We start from the raw sequence: 16,148 nt of genomic DNA, 5'->3' as shown, positions 1-16,148 counted from the left end.
TGATTCCCGCTGGGGAACGATTAAACAGCCGGTCTCCCTCGGGCAAGAACCACCACCCGCGAGCGACGCGAGGGCTGCAGTGCAGGACCTTCCCAAGAACGAAGCAAGCCCCGCGCGGGCCATGGAAGCCCTCGAGTACGCGGCGGTGCGCGCCGAGCGAGGGCCCGAGAACCAGGTCGTCCGGGCGTCCACGGCCGATTTCAAGGCCGCGACCACGCTCTATCTCCCCGACGTCCGGAAGATGCTCGACCGGGTGATGATGTCGTCCGACGCCGAGGCGGGCCTCGACGCCCTCCTCGAGTGCGGCGCCCTCGCCGCCATGCTCCCCGAGGTCGAGGCCATGGTCGGCTTCGGTGACGGGGAGTGGCGCCACAAGGACGTCTGGAAGCACACGAAGCAAGTCGTGCGTCAGGCCGTCCCTCGCCTCGAGGTCCGCTGGGCCGCGCTGCTCCACGACATCGGCAAGCTCAAGACCAGGAGCATCTCGCCAAACGGCGAGGTCCACTTCTTCGGACACGCCGAGGTCGGCGCGCGCATGTTCGACCGGATCGACCGGCGCCTCCCCCTCTTCGCGCGCGACGAAGCCCTCAAGAGCACCGTCCGGCTGCTCATCCTGCACCACCTGCGCGCGAGCCAGTACGACGCCTCGTGGACCGACAGTGCCGTCCGCCGCTTCACCAAGGAGATGGGAGACCTGCTCAAGGACCTCCTCGATCTCTCCCGCGCCGACATCACCACCAAGCGCCCCGAGAAGAAGCGCCGGGGCCTGCGGCAGATCAGCGAGCTTTCCGATCGCGTGGAGAAGCTGGCCGTCGAGGACGCGGTCATCCCTCCGCTCCCGGGCGGCATCGGCGACGCGATCATGTCCGCGTTCTGCATTCCCCCCTCCCGCCGCATCGGGGAGCTCAAGAAGGCGCTCGAAGCGGCGGTGGAGTCTGGCGAGCTCCAGCCCCACCAGCCTTCGGAGTTCTACGTGAACTTCCTGCGCGAGCAGGCCGATCGCTTCGATCTGTGAGTCCCGCGGCAGGGGCACGCGCCCCCGCCCGCGTCGCCTCAGCTCCCTACCCCCACGACTGGAACGTTCAGCCGAGCAGCGGCGCGTCGCAGGTCACACAGCGCCGAGGCACGTCATCCTTGTGGTAAAGCTCTCCGCAGCGACCGCACAGGCGCGCGTCCCGCTCGAAGGAGATCAGTTTGTCGCTCGACTTGCAGCGCAGCCCTGCGATCTGCGGAGGCTCGAGGGAGAGCACCTGACCGGCTGCGTCGCTGGGCGCCGGTAGCGCCTTCTCGTCGATCTCCTTCACCCGCGCCGGGATGCGCGTGCGCGCCTCGGCCAGCGCCCGCGCCGCTGCTTCCGGCTGAGAGCGCAGCGGGATGACGATGCTCATGCCCGCCCCCCGGAACGTCAGCGCACCACCGCCGAGGAGAACTCCCTGGACATCGTGCCAGCCCAGCCTCTCCACCTCGGTGCCGCGCTCCACCGCCACGCCAGCGTCACCGACACGGACGGGCAGCGAACCCCACTGACCGAACAGCAAGATCGCGATGGCGAACGCCACACCCGCCCCCAGCAGGTGGAGCGCATAGGGATGAGGCGTCGTCCCATCACCTCGGAACCACTGCCCGAACACCCCGGCGCCGAGCGCCAGCGCGGCGAGCGAACCGCCGACCATCGTCAGCACCGCCCCCACCGACGACGAGTTCTCGAAGCGCCGCTCCTTGCGAGGATCGCTGCGCTGCCGAAGGAACGCCCCTCCGACGTCGGCGGCGGTCCCGGGGCTCTTGCGCTTGCGCTTGGTCGGCTTGTCGGCTGCCATGCTCGGCTTCCTATCGGAGGCAGCGCCGGAACGCAAAGGCATCGACCAGCACCGGCTATGCTCTCGGCATGGGCACCGCTGGACGCCTGGTGATGATCGGCCTCCCTGCCATCTCCATCACGCTCGCCGCGGCCGTCATGCTCGGCCCCGGGCGCGTCCGCGTCGTCACGGGCATCACCGCCTGGGGCTCCCCTTCCCCGGGAGGCGAAGTCCTCGCCCTGCGCCTTCACGCCCTCCAGCGTCGCCTCGGCATCGACGAGCCAGCACCCGACCTGCCCCTCACCGTGACCGCGCGCGCCGCCGGCACCTCCCTCGGCACCTGGACCGGCCCCACGAACCAGGACGGCATCGTCGAAGCCTCACTCCCTGCGCCCCGCGGACTCGCTTCCCCGCTCCACGTCACCATCGCCCAGCACGAACGCATCCTCCTCGACGCGGAGCTTCCCCTCTCTCCTCCCCCCGCGCTCCCTGCTCCTCCCCCTCCCTTCGCCGGCCAGCGGAGCGGCGACATCCACCTCGAACTCACCCTCGCTCACGGCGCGCTCGCGGCCCCGTTCCCCGCACAGCTCCGCGTCCGCGCCCTCGGCCCCGATCAGCGCCCCCTCCCTGACATCCCCATCGAAGCCCGCGCCACCGGCGCCGTCTTCCCCCTCGCCGTCGACCCACTGATCACCAGCACCGACAGCAACGGCGACGCCACCATCGGCCTCAACCCCCACGCCCCCCTGTTCGAGCTCACGATCACCGCCCGCAAGGAGCCCCTCACCGGCACCTTGGAAGCCACCCTCCCCGTCGTCCCTGGCGCCTTCTGGCTCATCCCCCTCGGCGACCCCCCTCGAGGCCTCCGCATCCTCGCGCCGGCCCCTCGCCGCCACGCCTACCTCTCTTTCCTCGGCCCCCACGGCCGCCACGCTGGCGCCATCGTCCCCCTCGTCGCCGCCCGCGGCGGTTTCCCTCAAGGCGAGCTCCCCATCGATTTCCCCTTGCCCAGCCCCCTCTGGATCGTCGTCGCCAGCGATCCCGACGAGCGCGGCGCTGCCACCCTCGCCTGGCCGATCCCCGTGACCACCCCGGCCGTTCCTGCGCCCCCCATCGCCCTGCTCGCGGACGGCATGCCCCGCGTCGAAGCCCACGAACAGCAGCGCGCCGCCCACGCCCGACGCCTCGGCCTGCTCATCCTCGTGGTGGCAGCCGTCACCGAAGCGCTTCTCACGCTCGCCCTCGCGCGCCGCGCTCGACGCCACCTCACTGCGCACCTCCAGGAAGCCAGCGAGCGAGGCTTCTCCGAGCCCCTCCCCCTCGCGGATCAGCGCCGGCTCCTCGGCGCGACCGGCGGCATCGACCAGACCCTCTGGGTCCTCGTCCTGGCAGCGCTCACCGCGCTCGCCTTCACGGCCGTCGCGTCCCTCGCGACGTTCCGCTGACGCCTTTCGTCGACGCCCGTCCCTTCGCCGTCGCTCGCGACTTCGCGACCGCCTGCCCCTTCGACGCCCGTCCCCTTCCCTCCCCCTTCTCCACCGACCTCCCCGACCCCCTTCGCGTCGCCTTCACCCGCGTCACCCGCACACTCTTCACGAGCTGCGCCTCCAGCGACGGCGCATCCGCCGCCGCACGCAACCGCGCCTCCAGCAGCTCCACCACCCACACCTCGTGAGGTGGCAGCGCGTTCTCCACTGCGATCACCGCCCGACGCACCTCTGCCGTCGCCGCCCCTTCCCCCGTTGCGGCGCCCGTCGACGGCACCGGCAGCTTTCCTTCCGCGTACACCTCCAGCAGCAGCGGGTGCACATAGCAGCGCTTGCACACCGCCCGCGTGTTGCCCAGCCGCGCCGCCACCGCGTCGATCGCTGCCACCACGTTCCGCTTGCTCTGCGCCACCGTCGACGCTGGCCCCACCCGGGACAGCTCCTGAGCAGCCAGCACCGTCCCCGCCCAGGTCCGGAAATCCTTCGCCGTGAACTCCTGCCCCGAGATCTCCCGCAGGTACTGGTTCACGTCCCCCGAGTGGATCACGCGCTGGGCTCCAGCCTCGTCGACGTACTGGAACAGCTCTTCCCCGGGCAGGTCCTGGCAGCGCTTCACGATCCTCGCCAGCCGCGCGTCGCGCACCCCGATCGCATGATCGCGCCCCGACTTCCCCCGGAACGAGAACCGCAGCTCTGGCCCTTGCACCTCCACGTGCTCGTCCCGCAACGTCGTCAACCCGAACGACTCGTTGCTCCGCGCGTACTCATCGTTCCCCACCCGGATCAGCGTCTTCTCCAGCAACCGCACCACCGTCGCGAGCACCCGCTCACGGCACAGCCCCGACCGCGCCAGATCCTCCTCCACCCGCCGCCGGATCCCCGGCAACGCCGCCGCGAACGACAGCAGCCGGTGGTACTTCGTCTCGTCCCGCACCTCACGGAAGCGCACGTGGTAGCGGTACTGCTTGCGCCCCCGCGCATCGCGGCCCGTCGCCTGGAGGTGCCCGTCCCTGAAGGGACAGATCCAGACATCGGTCCATGCGGGCGGGATCCCCAGCGCCTGGATCCTGGCCAGCTCCGCCTTGTCCCGCACCGGCTGACCGCTCACCCCCACGTAGTAGAAGCCCCGGCCTGCCCGCATCCGCCGGAGCCCGGACATGGCGTCGGTCACGTAGCGGAGCCCGGCCTCCTCTGCCGAGGCCACGGGCAGCACCTGCACAGGCGGCAGCGCCAGCGCCTTCTTGCCGCGCCGCGCCTTCCGGGTGCGCGGCTCGGACCTGCGCCCCCGCGAGGCGAAAGAACGGGCGTGACGGCGGTCGACCCTCATCGACCACCGGCTGAGGCAAGCCTCGCGCCGCGCGGAGCTGCTCGCAGCCGGCACAGCCTGCGCTGCCGCTGCGCCCCGGGTCGCCCCCCCGGGCAGCGCCCGTTCAGCCGGTCATTCCCCCTGCCCGCCGCGCGTCCCCCCACCGCGCGCCCCCCGACGCGCGTGGCCCCCCCTCACCGCAGACCGCGATCAGGCGCCGACCTTCACGCCCACCAGCGACCCCAGATCGGTGCGCACGCGCTCACGCGCCCGATCGAGCTGCTCCACCGTCGCGCCGAGCTGGGTGAGCAGGTGCTCCGTCATCGCCAGCGCCACCTCCGCCTCCGCGACGGTGACCACCGACGCCCCGGCATCCTTCAGCGCCTGTACCTCGCGCAGGAACGCCGTCCGCGCGAGCACCTGGATGTCCGGGTTCATCGAGCGCGCCGTCAGGATCACCGCATCGGCCGGTGAGCCCGACGCGGCGAACACGAGGCTCGACGCCTCCTTGATGCCAGCGCGCTCCAGGATCTCCGGCTGCGCCGCGTCGCCGTAGACTGCACGGATCCCCTCCTGGTTCAGCCGGTGGACCGTCTCGTGGTTCAGCTCGATCACCGTGGGATCGATCTCGTTCTCGCGCAGCAGCTTGGTCAGCGTGCGGCCCACCGGACCGTAGCCGACGACCACCGCCCGGTGCGCCGGGTCTGCGTGCTTGATGTCGGCCATCGGCTCATCGTCCTTCCGCTTGTTCCCCCAGCGTGTCTCCAGCCAGCGCGAGACCGGCTCGACGTACCGGAAGATCATCGGGTTCAGCGTGATGGAGATCACGGACGCCACCACGAGCGCCGGCATCGCCTGCTCGGGCAGCACGCCCAGGCTGCGACCGAGCGTGGCCAGGATGAAGGAGAACTCACCGATCTGCGCCAGCGCGACGGCGACCGTGACCGCCTTCTTCATGGGGTAGCCGAGCAGCACCACCACCACGAACGCGGCCACCGGCTTGCCGATCAGGATCACCGCCAGCGTGCCAACGACGAGGCCGAGGTGAGCCCCCACCTCTGCCGGGTTGAACAGCATGCCGACCGACACGAAGAACAGCACCGCGAACGCGTCACGCAGCGGCAGCACCTCCGACGCCGCCCTGGAGCTGAGCGCCGACTGGCCGACCACCATCCCCGCGAGGAACGCACCGAGTGCCATCGACGCGCCGAACAGCTTCGCCGATCCGACGGCGATGCCGAGCGCCAGCACCAGCACCGTGAGCGTGAACAGCTCGCGCGAACGCGTCTTCGCCACGTACCCGAGCAGACGCGGGATCACCCACTGCCCCACGATCAGCGTGAAGGCCATGAGCACGCCGATCTTCAGGATCGCCGCCCCCACGGAGAGCAAGATCCCCTTCAGATCGCCGCTCGCCTCGGGGCCGGTGACGACGGGCAGCATCACCAGCACGAGCACGGTGAACACATCCTCGACGACCAGCCAGCCGACGGCCACGTGCCCGGCTGGCGTGTGGAGCACGTCGTAGTCCGCCAGCACGCGCAGCAAGACGACGGTGCTCGCCACCGAGATGGCAAGACCGAACACCACACCCGCCGCCGTACCCCAGCCAGCGAACTGCGCCACCACCACCCCGAGTGCCGTCGCTGCGGCGCTCTGCACGATCGCACCCGGGAGGGCCACCCGACGCACGGCCAGGAGCTCCTTCAGGTGGAAGTGCAGCCCCACGCCAAACATGAGCAGGATCACCCCCAGCTCCGCAAACTGCTCGGCGATTCCACCGTGGGCCACGTACCCCGGCGTGAAGGGGCCCACCGCGATCCCGGCGAGCAGGTATCCCACGATCGGCGAGAGCCGAAGTCGGTGGGTGATGAAGCCCAGCACCAGAGCGGCGGTGAGCCCTCCCGTCAGCGTGAAGATGAGATCCAGGTTGTGCGGCATCGTTCGCTCTACCGGTTGAATGGTCTACCTTCCGCGGGCGGACGGGCCAAACACTCTTTTGGGGTGACACTGTCATCCGCCGAGGACAGCGGCTCGACCCGTTTCGGTTGGCGCCTACACATCTCGTCGAAACAACGACGTTCGCGGCGTCGAGATCTCGCCTTTTCGAGGGAAATACCTGGGATAACTGCTCATGCAGTCAACCCATGGAAACCAACGGCCGGCCCCTGTTGAGCTATCCCTTCCCTCCTGCGCTCCACCCGCTCGCTGAGCCGATCAATCGAGCCACCATCGATTGGACGCACCGGGTCGGCATCATGCCCACCGAGCCGGCCGCACAGCGACGCCACGAGGAGTATGGGTGGTTCGGTGGGCGCATCTATCCCACGGCTTCCGAGGAGCAGCTCGATCTCGCCTCTTGCTTTCTCGCGTGGCTCTTCCTCGCAGACGACCAGCTCGACGAGACCCTGCTCGGACGCGAGACCACCCAGGTGGCGCACCTGCACACGCGCTTCGACAGCATCCTCGGCGGAGCGCACGCTCGGCCCGACGACGTCCCGCTCGTCCACGCCCTGGAGGACATCCTCGTCCGCCTCGCGAAGCTCGCCTCCGCGCCGCTGCTCGAGCGCTTCTGCCGTGACGTCAGCGCCTACTTCGAGGCCAACCGCTGGGAGTGCGAGAACCGCCGCCGACACAACGTCCCCTGCGTTGCCGAGTACGTGGCCATGCGCCCGTTCACCGGCGCCGTCATCCCCTGCTTCGACCTCATCTACCTCACCAACCAGGTCGACCTGCCGGAGCGGCTCCACGCGCACCCCCTCGTGCAGGCCACTCAGCTCGCGGCCAACCGGGTCATCTGTTACTCCAACGACATCCTCTCCCTGGGCAAGGAGATCCGCCACGGCGACGTGAACAACCTGGTGATCCTCATCCAGCACGAGCAGCGCTGCTCCCTGAACGACGCCCTCCACCGCGCCGCCGCGCTGCACGACGCCGAGCTCGCCACCTACCTCTCCCTCGAACGCAGCCTCACGGCCTTCGAGGAGCCCGTGGCCTCGCACCTCGCCCGCCTCACCGCCGGCCTGCGCTCGTGGATGCGCGCGAACGGCGACTGGTCCGAGCGTGCCGCTCGCTACAAGGACGACTGAGCGCCTTCCTCGTACCGCAGCTCCACGTCACCGATCCGCAGCACGTCGCCAGGGCCGAGCGGCACGGGCTTCTCCAGCACCTCCCCGTTCAGCCACGTCGCGTTCGTGCTCCCCAGATCGGACACGAAGAACTTCCCCTCTTGCCCCACGATCATCGCGTGCATCCGTGACACGTTCACGTCGACGATCCGCACCTGCGCCGCCTGCGTCCGACCGATGGTGTTGCGCGGCTGCGAAAGGGGGAACCGCTTGCCCGGCTCATCGCCCTCGACCACCACCAGCGACGCCCTGGGGAGCGCCCCGGCCACGCTCTCCACCATCCTCGCGCTCATCGGCGACGACGCGTACGACTCGGCCCCCTCGGCCAGCGACCGGCTCTGCACCTGCGCCTTCCGGAACGCGCAGTACGCCTCGCGGCTCGGCTTGCGCTCCATCGCCACCGCCTCGTCCACGAGCTGCTCCAGCGCCTCGTCGAGCGCAGAGCCATCCCCGCGTCCCCGCCCCGGCTCCGCCTCGATGGTGCCGATCATCCCCCGCAGCACCGCCGCCGCTCCCTCGAACTGACCCCGGTCCGCTTGACGCCGCGCCTCGACCCGCGCCTCGTCCGCCTGCGCGATCAGCACCTCGGCCCGCGCCTCCGGGTTCGGCCCCGTCACCGTCACCCCCACGGGCACCTCCAGCGTCGCCGCGATCGTCTGCGTCTCCCGCTCCCCTGCGCGCCGGAACGTCACCGTCGCCAGCAGCGGCTTCCAGACCCCCGCCTCCCGCGGCGGCGTGAGCGACAGCTCGGCCACCGTCACCGCCCTCCCCCCGTGCAGCAGATCCGGCACCGCGACCCGCACCCCACTCGCCCCGAACCGCAGCTCCCGGCTCCCGTGGAACCGCGACAGCTCCACCCCTTCTCCCGGCGACAGCGACAGCTCGATCGCCTCCGCGGCCACGTCCCCTTGCACCCCGAGCGCCTGCGCCAGCTCGACCGAGCACACCGCCGGATCCGCGATGAAGTGGTAGCGCCCCGCGCCCGCGTCCGCGATCCGCGCCAGCACGTCCTCGTGGTGATGCGCCCCGTAGCCGAGCGTCGAGACCACCACCTCGGGCCGGAACCCGCGCGTCACCGCAGCCAGCTCCTCCACGGCCACCCTCCCCCGGTTCGGGGCGCCATCGCTCAGCAACAGGATGAGCTGCCGCTCGTGGACGCCTCGGGGCGGCATCATCGACCGCGCCAGCGACAGGCCCGCCTCCACGTTCGTCCCGCCGCCCGCTTCGAGCTTGTGCACCTGCCCGCTGATCGACCGCCTCGCCTCCGCGTCGAGCCGCGCGACCGGCACGACCTCGCTCGCCTCGTCCGAGAACGCCGCCACCCCCACCCGATCGGTGGGCTCCAGCAGCTCCACCAGCCGCTCGATCGACCGCGCGGCGTGCTCCAGCGGCGGCCCGACCATCGAGCCCGACACGTCGATCGCGAAGATCACCGACAGCGGCGGCCTCGCGCGCTCCACCCCGCCCCCCAGCGCGCGCAGCTCTGCGACGAGGTGTGCCTGCACGGGCGTCGCCGGGAGAAGACCGCGCTGATCCAGGACGATCGACAGAGCGAGGGCAGGAGAGGCCATGAGAATCAGGTTACCCCAAGACCCGACCCCTCCCAAGCGCACCCCCTGCGCCCCACGCCGCACACGGCGACCGATCGACCCCCTCGGCGTGGCCGGAACTGCAAAGAGCTTGGCCGCTCCGGTGAAGGTTCAGGCCGCGCGTACGGCCTAGGTTTCCCGGCGTATGAAGCGACCCCGCTCACCGCGCCACGAGCGACTGCTGCTCGGGCTCGCTGCTGCCGCGGCCTCTCTCGCCGCGCTCGTCAGCCTCCAGCCGACCCCCTTCGCCAGCGCCGATCCCAGCGCCACCACGCCCCCCTCGGCACCGCGCGAGGCGCCCCTCGCACCGGACGGCACATCGCCTGACGCGCCAGCGCGGGCATCGCTGAGCAGCCCATCGCCTGACGCGCCAGCGCGGGCATCGCTGAGCAGCCCATCGCCTGACGGTGCCAATCCCCTCGGCGCCCTCGAGCGCACCCCTGCCGACGGCGCGCCGAGCACCGGCCGCGTCGAGGAGCGCATCACCACCGGCTCGTACGTCTACCACGCCGTCCGCCGTGACGACGGCGACCTCGTCTGGATCGTCTCCCTCGGCGCCGGCCATCCCACCGGCACGCCCGTGAAGCTCCGCAGCATGGGCCGACGCACCGATTTTCGATCCAACCGCCTCCAGCGCACGTTCCCCGAGCTGCTCTTCGGGATCGTCTCGCGCCGCGACTGATCGCATCGCCGCGATGTTCCGCACCGCAGACCCAACACCCCCGAGGACCCGCATGCACCGCACCATCCGCCACGCACTCCCGCTCGTCGCCCTCTCGCTCGGCCTCTGTGCCCTCACTGCCTGCAGCTCCAGCGACGACGGTCAGGGCAAGACGACCGGCGGGCAACCCGAGCCCGAGCCCGACCTCACCGGCGCGGCCATCTTTCCGTGCGACGACAGCGACATGATCTTCCCCGGTGCCTTCGCCGGCCCCGGCTACGACCCGACGAACGGCGGCTTCACGGAGCCCCCGCAGGAGCGCTACATCGCCAGCAGCACCCTGGTCTCGATCCCTGCCGACCAGATGAACCGCTTCTTCGGGCTGATGACGCCGCTCACCAACCAGCTCGCCGACCAGCCGGGCCTCATCGGCTACCAGCTCGCCCTCTCCCAGTCGTGCGGCTACGGACGCACCATCAGCGTCTGGAAGGACGAAGAGTCCATGATGGCCTTCGTCGTCACCGACGCCCACATCGCCGCGATGAGCGAGGCCAACACCGTCACGTCGGCCGGCCTCGTCACGAGCTGGGAACTCGGCGCCGACCAGATCCCCGTCCCCTGGGAGACCGTGAAGGCGCAGACCGCCAAGGCCACGATCTCCTACGGCTCGGTGCTCACGAAATAAGCGGCGGCCTGCGCACACCGCGCACCTCGGGGCGCGACCTTCTCTTTTCCTGCGTCCCCGGATTCCTGCATCTACGGAGGGTCGACATCGTGCTCCCTCGCTCCGCCCGAGGTCCCTCCCGGCCGTGCGTGGTAGCGTGGCGCGACCATGAGCGTGCGCCGGCCCTCGCTCACCACGTCGGCGATCCACGTCGGCAAGCTCGTCCGCTACGCCGCAGCGCGAGGCATCGAGCCACGGGTCCTCTGCGAGCGCGTCCACCTCCGGCCCGACGAACTCAAGTCCATCGAGCGCCGCATTCCCCTCCAGGCCTACGCCGATCTGCTCGCCTACCTCGCGCGCACGTTCGACGACCCTGGCCTCCCCGTCCACGTCGCGCAGGGGATGCGGCTCGAAGAACTGCACGTGATGGGCTTCGTCATCGCCACCAGCAAGAGCGGCCGTGAAGCCCTCGAACGCCTCACCCGCTACGCCGTGCTGCTCTCCGACAACGCGAGCTGGCAGCTCGACGATCCCAGCGGCCCCAACGAAGCCACCATCCACGCCACGGCGGCCTCCACCTTCAGCCTCGGAGAGCGCCTCGCCGCCGAGCTCTCCCTCTGCTCTTGCCTCCACTGCTTTCGCGAGTCGTCCACTCCCAGCCTCACCCCCACCCGGGTCACCTTCCGGCACCCTGCCCCTCGGGACGTCTCCGCGCACGAGCGCTTCTTCGGCACCACCATCGAGTTCGGCGCCCCCACGGACAGCTTCTCGTTCGACCGCGCGCTCCTCGCCAAGACCCCGCGCGGCGCCGACGCCGCCCTCTCCGCCTTCTTCGTGAACCACGCCGAAGAGCTGCGCCGTCGGACCCGCGCCGCGACCGCCCTCCCCGATCGCGTCCGCGACGCCATCGCCCTGGAGATGAACGCCGGCGAGCCCACCACGGACACCATCGCCCGCCGCCTCGGTACCAGCGAGCGCAGCCTCCGCCGCCACCTCGCCGCCGAAGGCGTGAGCTTCCGCGACCTGCTCGACGAGGTCCGCCGCGAGAGCGCCGAGCAGCTCCTCCGCGAAGGCAAGATCGCGATCCCCGACGTCGCCTTCCTCCTCGGCTTCTCCGACGTGAGCACCTTCACCCGCGCCTTCAAGCGCTGGTGCGGCATCCCCCCGGGCAAGTACCGCGAGCGCGCCACCGCCCAGCGCGACGGGTCGAGCCGCTCGTCCCCCTCCTCCCCACCTCCCGGGTAGCGACTCACACCAGCACACTCACCCACCGGCTCACCCACCGCTCTGCCAGCAGCCCTCCGTCTTTCACTCCCGTACCAACCGCCCCCGTTCATCACCCCGCGTGCCAACCGCTGGCGGTCAGCCCCTTCGCACGCGTGCATCGCTCGCCGACGTCGTGAGTTTCGCTCGGAGACGGCCACTGACATTCCGTCGACGATGGCGTTTTCACCTCTCCTCCTGCGCCCGACGGCCGCCGACGCACCCAGTTTCACCGTGCAACCCGACCTGGCAACGCCGACGCACCCAGTTTCGCCAGGAAACTCCCCTGGGCGACGCCGACGGGGTGAGTTCCCCGACACAACGCCGACCATCACCCCCCGACGAGGGGAGTTTCACCTCTCCACGGGGGGCGTCGTCCCCCGTTGCGACCGACAGTTCCGGAGCGAGACTGGGGGCGTCGCCCGCCGACCGACCCAGTTGACGAGCGAAACTTCCCCTGTCCCGCCGACGGCCCCAGTTTCGCTCCAGCACCCCGGTCGTCGGCCGCCGCCCCCCTCGTTTCGCTCCGGCACCGCGACCGTCGGCCGCTGACGCACCCAGTTTCGCCTCCTTCAGGCTCCGCGGCGGGTCCAGGAAGACCATGGCCTCACCCAGCTCACCTGCCCCACCGTCCTCGATGGCCGAACAATCGGGTCGACTCCGATTCCCTCGACATTGAGCAACCGCCTGCACGACCTACACTGAAGCGTTCACGATGAGGGGAGGCATCGTGGCCATGACGTGACGGCACAGCGCCGTCGTGTGCGCCCCCAGGCGCTCGCGGCATGGATCCAGAACCATCGGCGCATCGAGAGCCTGTCGACTTCAGCGGACTCGGGGGGGGACCACCATGGCGTACACGCAGTTCGCGCCGCCGTTATCGGGCGCGCGCGGGACATTCCATGCTTCCAGCGACGACTATCTCTATTTCCTGCAAACCGACGGCGCTGGCGCGGGGAGGATCAAGAAGGTCCTCGTCCCTCCGCACGCCATCGTCTCCGAAGGCGCTGGCGCGGCGTTCACCGTGGGCACGACCCTCCGGCTCGACGAGGGGTCCGCGAGCCTCCGCCGCGCGGGTGGGAGCATCACCCGGCTGAACGGCGCGCTGCTCTGCGAACTCGAGGAGCCACCGCCCGACCTCGCCCACGTCGACCCGGAGAAGCTGCGGACGTGCAGCTACAGCTCGGCGCCGCTCACCGAGGACGGGCAATCGGAGCGAGGGCGGTACTACGCGGTGAAGACCGTGCGCCTCGGGCACCACGCCATCGTCCGGATCTACAAGGATCTCGTCGACGGCCTCACGAAGGCGGACTGGGTGACCTATCAGCTCCACCGCGAGCCGATGGATGTCCTGTCGGGGCTACCTGGTCCTCGCGCGCTGACGCAGCACGACGGGCACCACGGGGTGACGCTCGACAGCGGGGCGCTGCTCTACATTCCTTTCGATGCGCAGGCCCCGCCAGGTGCCCACGTGCTCTTCGACGGCATGAGCAGCCCGCACCAGATCGCCGCGCACGGGGATCTGCTCTACGTGGTGGACGACGCGGGCATCTGGCAGATCGATCCGCGCCAGCGGCGCTCGCCGAGCCGCATTCATGCAGGCATTGCGCAGGGGGTCGGGCTGCTCGTCGCGGCGGACGGCGAGACCTTCTATGTCGCCGAGCAAGGCCAGGGCGGGCGCTTGCTGCGCATCACGGGAGGCCGGCGCGCGGTCCTCCTGGAAGGCCTGGGGGACGTGGGCTTCCTGCGCTGGGCAGACCCGCGTCGAGCGAGCCTCCTGCTCACGCGGCGCAGCCCTGCGAACCAGCTCCTCCGCGTGAGCGGGTTGACCGGGGACGAGCCTCACGCCGAGGTGCTCATGGACGGCGCGACCCAGGACCCCTGGAGCGCCGAGGAACTCACACCAGGTCAGTGGTTCGTCGCCAGCCAGGAGGGCATTGGCCGCCTCGAGACCGCCCCCCCCGCCGACTTTGGCTTCGGCATCGGGCTCGTCCCATTTCAATGCGTCGTCCCGAGCGGAGAGCACGAGGGAAAGGCGGACACGTCGCACCTGATGGGCGCTCCGTTCAAGGTCGAGAACGTCGCCTTCGGGGGCACGCTGGTCGTCACGCTCGATCACCTCCGGGCGCGGCAGGCCGGTGCCCATTACTACCGCGTGTCCCTCGCCGAGGGCGCGGCCCTGGTGAGGCACGACGGTAGCCCCGAGCTCAAGCGCGACGCGACCGCGAGCTGGGTGGCGACGGACATCCCGGTCCACTGCGTCGGCGGGCAGTCGCACCTCCACGCCCTGCGCAGGGAGGAGGATGGCTGGCAGAGCCTGTCCCTCGCCGCGAGGATCGACTCGACGCGGGTGCCGAATGGAATGGCCACGCTGCGCGTCGAGCTGTTCGACGAGCGTGGCGTTGCATTCGCCGCGGCCTCGCGGCGCCTGCGCATCGACAATGCGCGGTGCGACGCCGGGTTCGAGGGGATGCTGCTCAATGGCACGGCGGCGCAGACCCACTGCGGCTGCGTGGGCTACCACGACAAGCAGGGCGATACGGTGACCCTCCGGTTCACCGCCGCGCACCCCACGAGACCCGTCCCCTACACGCTCCGCTTCTATCGTGGCCATGCGCACCTGCCCTCGCTGCTCACGAGCGGGATGACCGCCGTCGACACGGTGCAGCAGGTGACGCTGCCATTGCACAAGCTGATGAACAGCTGCGACGTCGCCAGCGTCGACGTCCACCTCGTCGTCCCGAGCCGGGTGACCGATGGAATGAGCATGCTGAGCCACCTCCACGGTGAGGCGCGGTGGACCTGCATGCTGGTCCCGGACGCTGTGCTGCTGGGCGGCTGATCGTCCCGCCACGCGACCGAACGCCGGCCGGAGCAGCTCGGCTCACGGCCGGATTGGCTCGGCGGCGCGGTACTCGGCGCGGCGGGGGCCGAGGCGCGCGTCGACCCAGTCGCGGGTCTCGCGGCGCGCGCGCTCGTCGAGCCAGTCGTCCAGGCGAGGGAGGTGCTGGCGCGCAGTCTCGCGGGCGAAGACGAAGGGGGCCTGGAGCAAGGGGTGGAAGCGCCAGAGGCCGGGGCGCGGGAGGCCGTAGAGGGCGTAGCTGGGGGGCGGGAGGAAGAAGCTGACGTAGCCGAGCTGGAGCTTGTGCTCCCAGCGCTTTCTCCAGGCGGTGAACCAGCGGTCGGCGGCGGTGGGCGCGTACGAGGCGAGGTAGGAGCGGGCGAGGAGCACGCCGTCGTCCCCGGAGCGCTGGGCGCCCTTGATCATCGAGGTGAACAGCAGGCCCAAGGCCTGCTCGACGGTCTCGGGGAACCACCGGGGCTGCACGCCCATGAGGTGGCCGACGTAGCGCCAGAAGTGCATCATCGCCTCGATCTCCTCGCGCGAGGTGCGGTAGCCGAGCAGCTTGAGGGCGTAGCCGGGCACGAAGCTGCCGCCGAGGAGGGTCAGGAGGGCGTCGCCGTGGCTGATGGGGACGCCCCAGGCCCCGAGCTGCCACTGGGGATGGGCGAGGAGGCGCTTGCGGACGAAGACGTGCATCATGCGCACGTGGAGGGCCGTCTCGCGGCCGCGGCATCCAGGATCGAGGCCGCCAGGCTCGGAGACGTCGGTCCAGAAGGCGGCGGTCTCCAGGAAGCGGCGGTTGGCGGAGCTGCCGGTGTAGGCGCCGGTGAGCACGAGCGGCTTGGCGACCGAACTCTCTCGGTAGCCTTCGAGGGTGATGGCGCCAGCGAACGAGTAGAGGTGGGTGCCATAGCGACGGAAGACGCGGGCGCCCAGCGCGACGCGCTGCTCGTCCAGCCAGGGGGGTGGAGTCTCCAGGTCCTCGAAGAGGCGCCGGAGCGAGGGGGGCGCGTCCGGGATGGCGTCGACACCGCAGGCGAGGGCCTGGTCGAAGAGGCGCCGGCCGGCGGCCTGGCCGCGCGGGAGGTACACCTCGTCGACGACGGACTCGGCGAGGGGATCGGCGTCGTAGTACGAGCGGGCGTAGGTACGCACCGTCTCGTCGGTGAGCTTGGGGTCGACCCCGAAGAGCGCGCCGAGGATGCCTCGTAACCGCTGCGCCTTCGGCGTCGAGAGGTTGTCCCAGTAGCGAAATTCCGTAGGAATTCGATCGGTAACGGCTTGCTGTTCCACGCTGCGCCCCCCGGTCCGTGGATCTCCACAGTGCAGGCGCGGACACGAGCGGTCAATGCTCTGCGCGGGGAGAGCATCCCGCGCTGGGCGTTGGCGACGAGGTGGGCGCGAGGGGC

At 70.6% G+C, this 16,148-nt stretch carries 12 protein-coding genes; 7 read left to right on the top strand and 5 right to left on the bottom strand.

The window, feature by feature from the left end:
• Positions 1-121: 121 nt before the first annotated feature.
• Positions 122-1,015, top strand: coding sequence for an HD domain-containing protein (locus CMC5_RS13685; RefSeq protein WP_082362466.1), 894 nt, complete (start codon positions 122-124; stop codon positions 1,013-1,015).
• A 67-nt stretch (positions 1,016-1,082) separates the two neighbouring features.
• On the opposite strand, the gene CMC5_RS13680 is transcribed toward CMC5_RS13685, so the two are convergent.
• Positions 1,083-1,817 (bottom strand): hypothetical protein, encoded by a 735-nt coding sequence (locus CMC5_RS13680; protein WP_050430832.1) that lies wholly within the window; start codon positions 1,815-1,817, stop codon positions 1,083-1,085.
• Between the two features lie 68 nt (positions 1,818-1,885).
• Between CMC5_RS13680 and CMC5_RS13675 the strand changes: the two genes are divergently transcribed.
• Entirely contained in the window at positions 1,886-3,241 is a 1,356-nt protein-coding gene (locus tag CMC5_RS13675) for a hypothetical protein (protein ID WP_050430831.1), read from the top strand.
• Here CMC5_RS13675 and CMC5_RS13670 read toward each other — a convergent pair.
• Both CMC5_RS13670 and CMC5_RS13665 read right to left on the bottom strand, forming a co-directional pair.
• Positions 3,207-4,610: a DNA topoisomerase IB gene (locus CMC5_RS13670; protein WP_082362465.1), complete on the bottom strand. Its 1,404-nt coding sequence runs from the start codon at positions 4,608-4,610 to the stop codon at positions 3,207-3,209. The two genes, CMC5_RS13675 and CMC5_RS13670, sit on opposite strands and share 35 nt — an antisense overlap.
• Before the next feature lie 189 nt (positions 4,611-4,799).
• Positions 4,800-6,530 carry a cation:proton antiporter gene (locus CMC5_RS13665; RefSeq protein ID WP_050430830.1) on the bottom strand — a complete coding sequence of 577 codons (1,731 nt, stop codon included), beginning with the start codon at positions 6,528-6,530 and terminating at the stop codon, positions 4,800-4,802.
• A gap of 206 nt (positions 6,531-6,736) precedes the next feature.
• Here CMC5_RS13665 and CMC5_RS13660 point away from each other — a divergent pair, with 206 nt between their 5' ends.
• Positions 6,737-7,678, top strand: a complete 942-nt coding sequence (locus CMC5_RS13660) for a terpene synthase family protein (RefSeq protein ID WP_050430829.1) — start codon at positions 6,737-6,739, stop codon at positions 7,676-7,678.
• On the opposite strand, the gene CMC5_RS13655 is transcribed toward CMC5_RS13660, so the two are convergent.
• The gene (locus CMC5_RS13655; protein WP_050430828.1) at positions 7,663-9,288 is read right to left on the bottom strand and encodes a VWA domain-containing protein; all 1,626 of its coding nucleotides are present in this window, start codon (positions 9,286-9,288) and stop codon (positions 7,663-7,665) included. The two genes, CMC5_RS13660 and CMC5_RS13655, sit on opposite strands and share 16 nt — an antisense overlap.
• A gap of 163 nt (positions 9,289-9,451) precedes the next feature.
• On the opposite strand from CMC5_RS13655, the gene CMC5_RS13650 reads away from it, so the two are divergent.
• The 4 genes from CMC5_RS13650 (at position 9,452) to CMC5_RS13635 (ending at position 14,736) form a co-directional block, all read left to right on the top strand.
• Entirely contained in the window at positions 9,452-9,988 is a 537-nt protein-coding gene (locus tag CMC5_RS13650; protein WP_050430827.1) for a hypothetical protein, read from the top strand.
• Positions 9,989-10,040: 52 nt separating this feature from the next.
• Positions 10,041-10,652, top strand: a complete 612-nt coding sequence (locus CMC5_RS13645) for a hypothetical protein (RefSeq protein WP_050430826.1) — start codon at positions 10,041-10,043, stop codon at positions 10,650-10,652.
• 147 nt (positions 10,653-10,799) lie between these two features.
• Positions 10,800-11,876: an AraC family transcriptional regulator gene (locus CMC5_RS13640; RefSeq protein ID WP_050430825.1), complete on the top strand. Its 1,077-nt coding sequence runs from the start codon at positions 10,800-10,802 to the stop codon at positions 11,874-11,876.
• A gap of 868 nt (positions 11,877-12,744) precedes the next feature.
• Positions 12,745-14,736, top strand: a complete 1,992-nt coding sequence (locus CMC5_RS13635; protein ID WP_050430824.1) for a hypothetical protein — start codon at positions 12,745-12,747, stop codon at positions 14,734-14,736.
• Positions 14,737-14,778: 42 nt separating this feature from the next.
• Here CMC5_RS13635 and CMC5_RS13630 read toward each other — a convergent pair whose 3' ends face one another.
• On the bottom strand, positions 14,779-16,032 hold the full coding sequence (locus CMC5_RS13630) for an oxygenase MpaB family protein (protein ID WP_050430823.1): 1,254 nt from the start codon (positions 16,030-16,032) through the stop codon (positions 14,779-14,781).
• Between the last annotated feature and the right edge of the window lie 116 nt (positions 16,033-16,148).

The sequence above is a fragment of the Chondromyces crocatus genome, from assembly GCF_001189295.1.
In the GTDB taxonomy this organism is placed as follows: Bacteria; Myxococcota_A; Polyangia; order Polyangiales; family Polyangiaceae; genus Chondromyces; species Chondromyces crocatus.
This window is presented reverse-complemented; position numbering and strand designations above follow the sequence as displayed.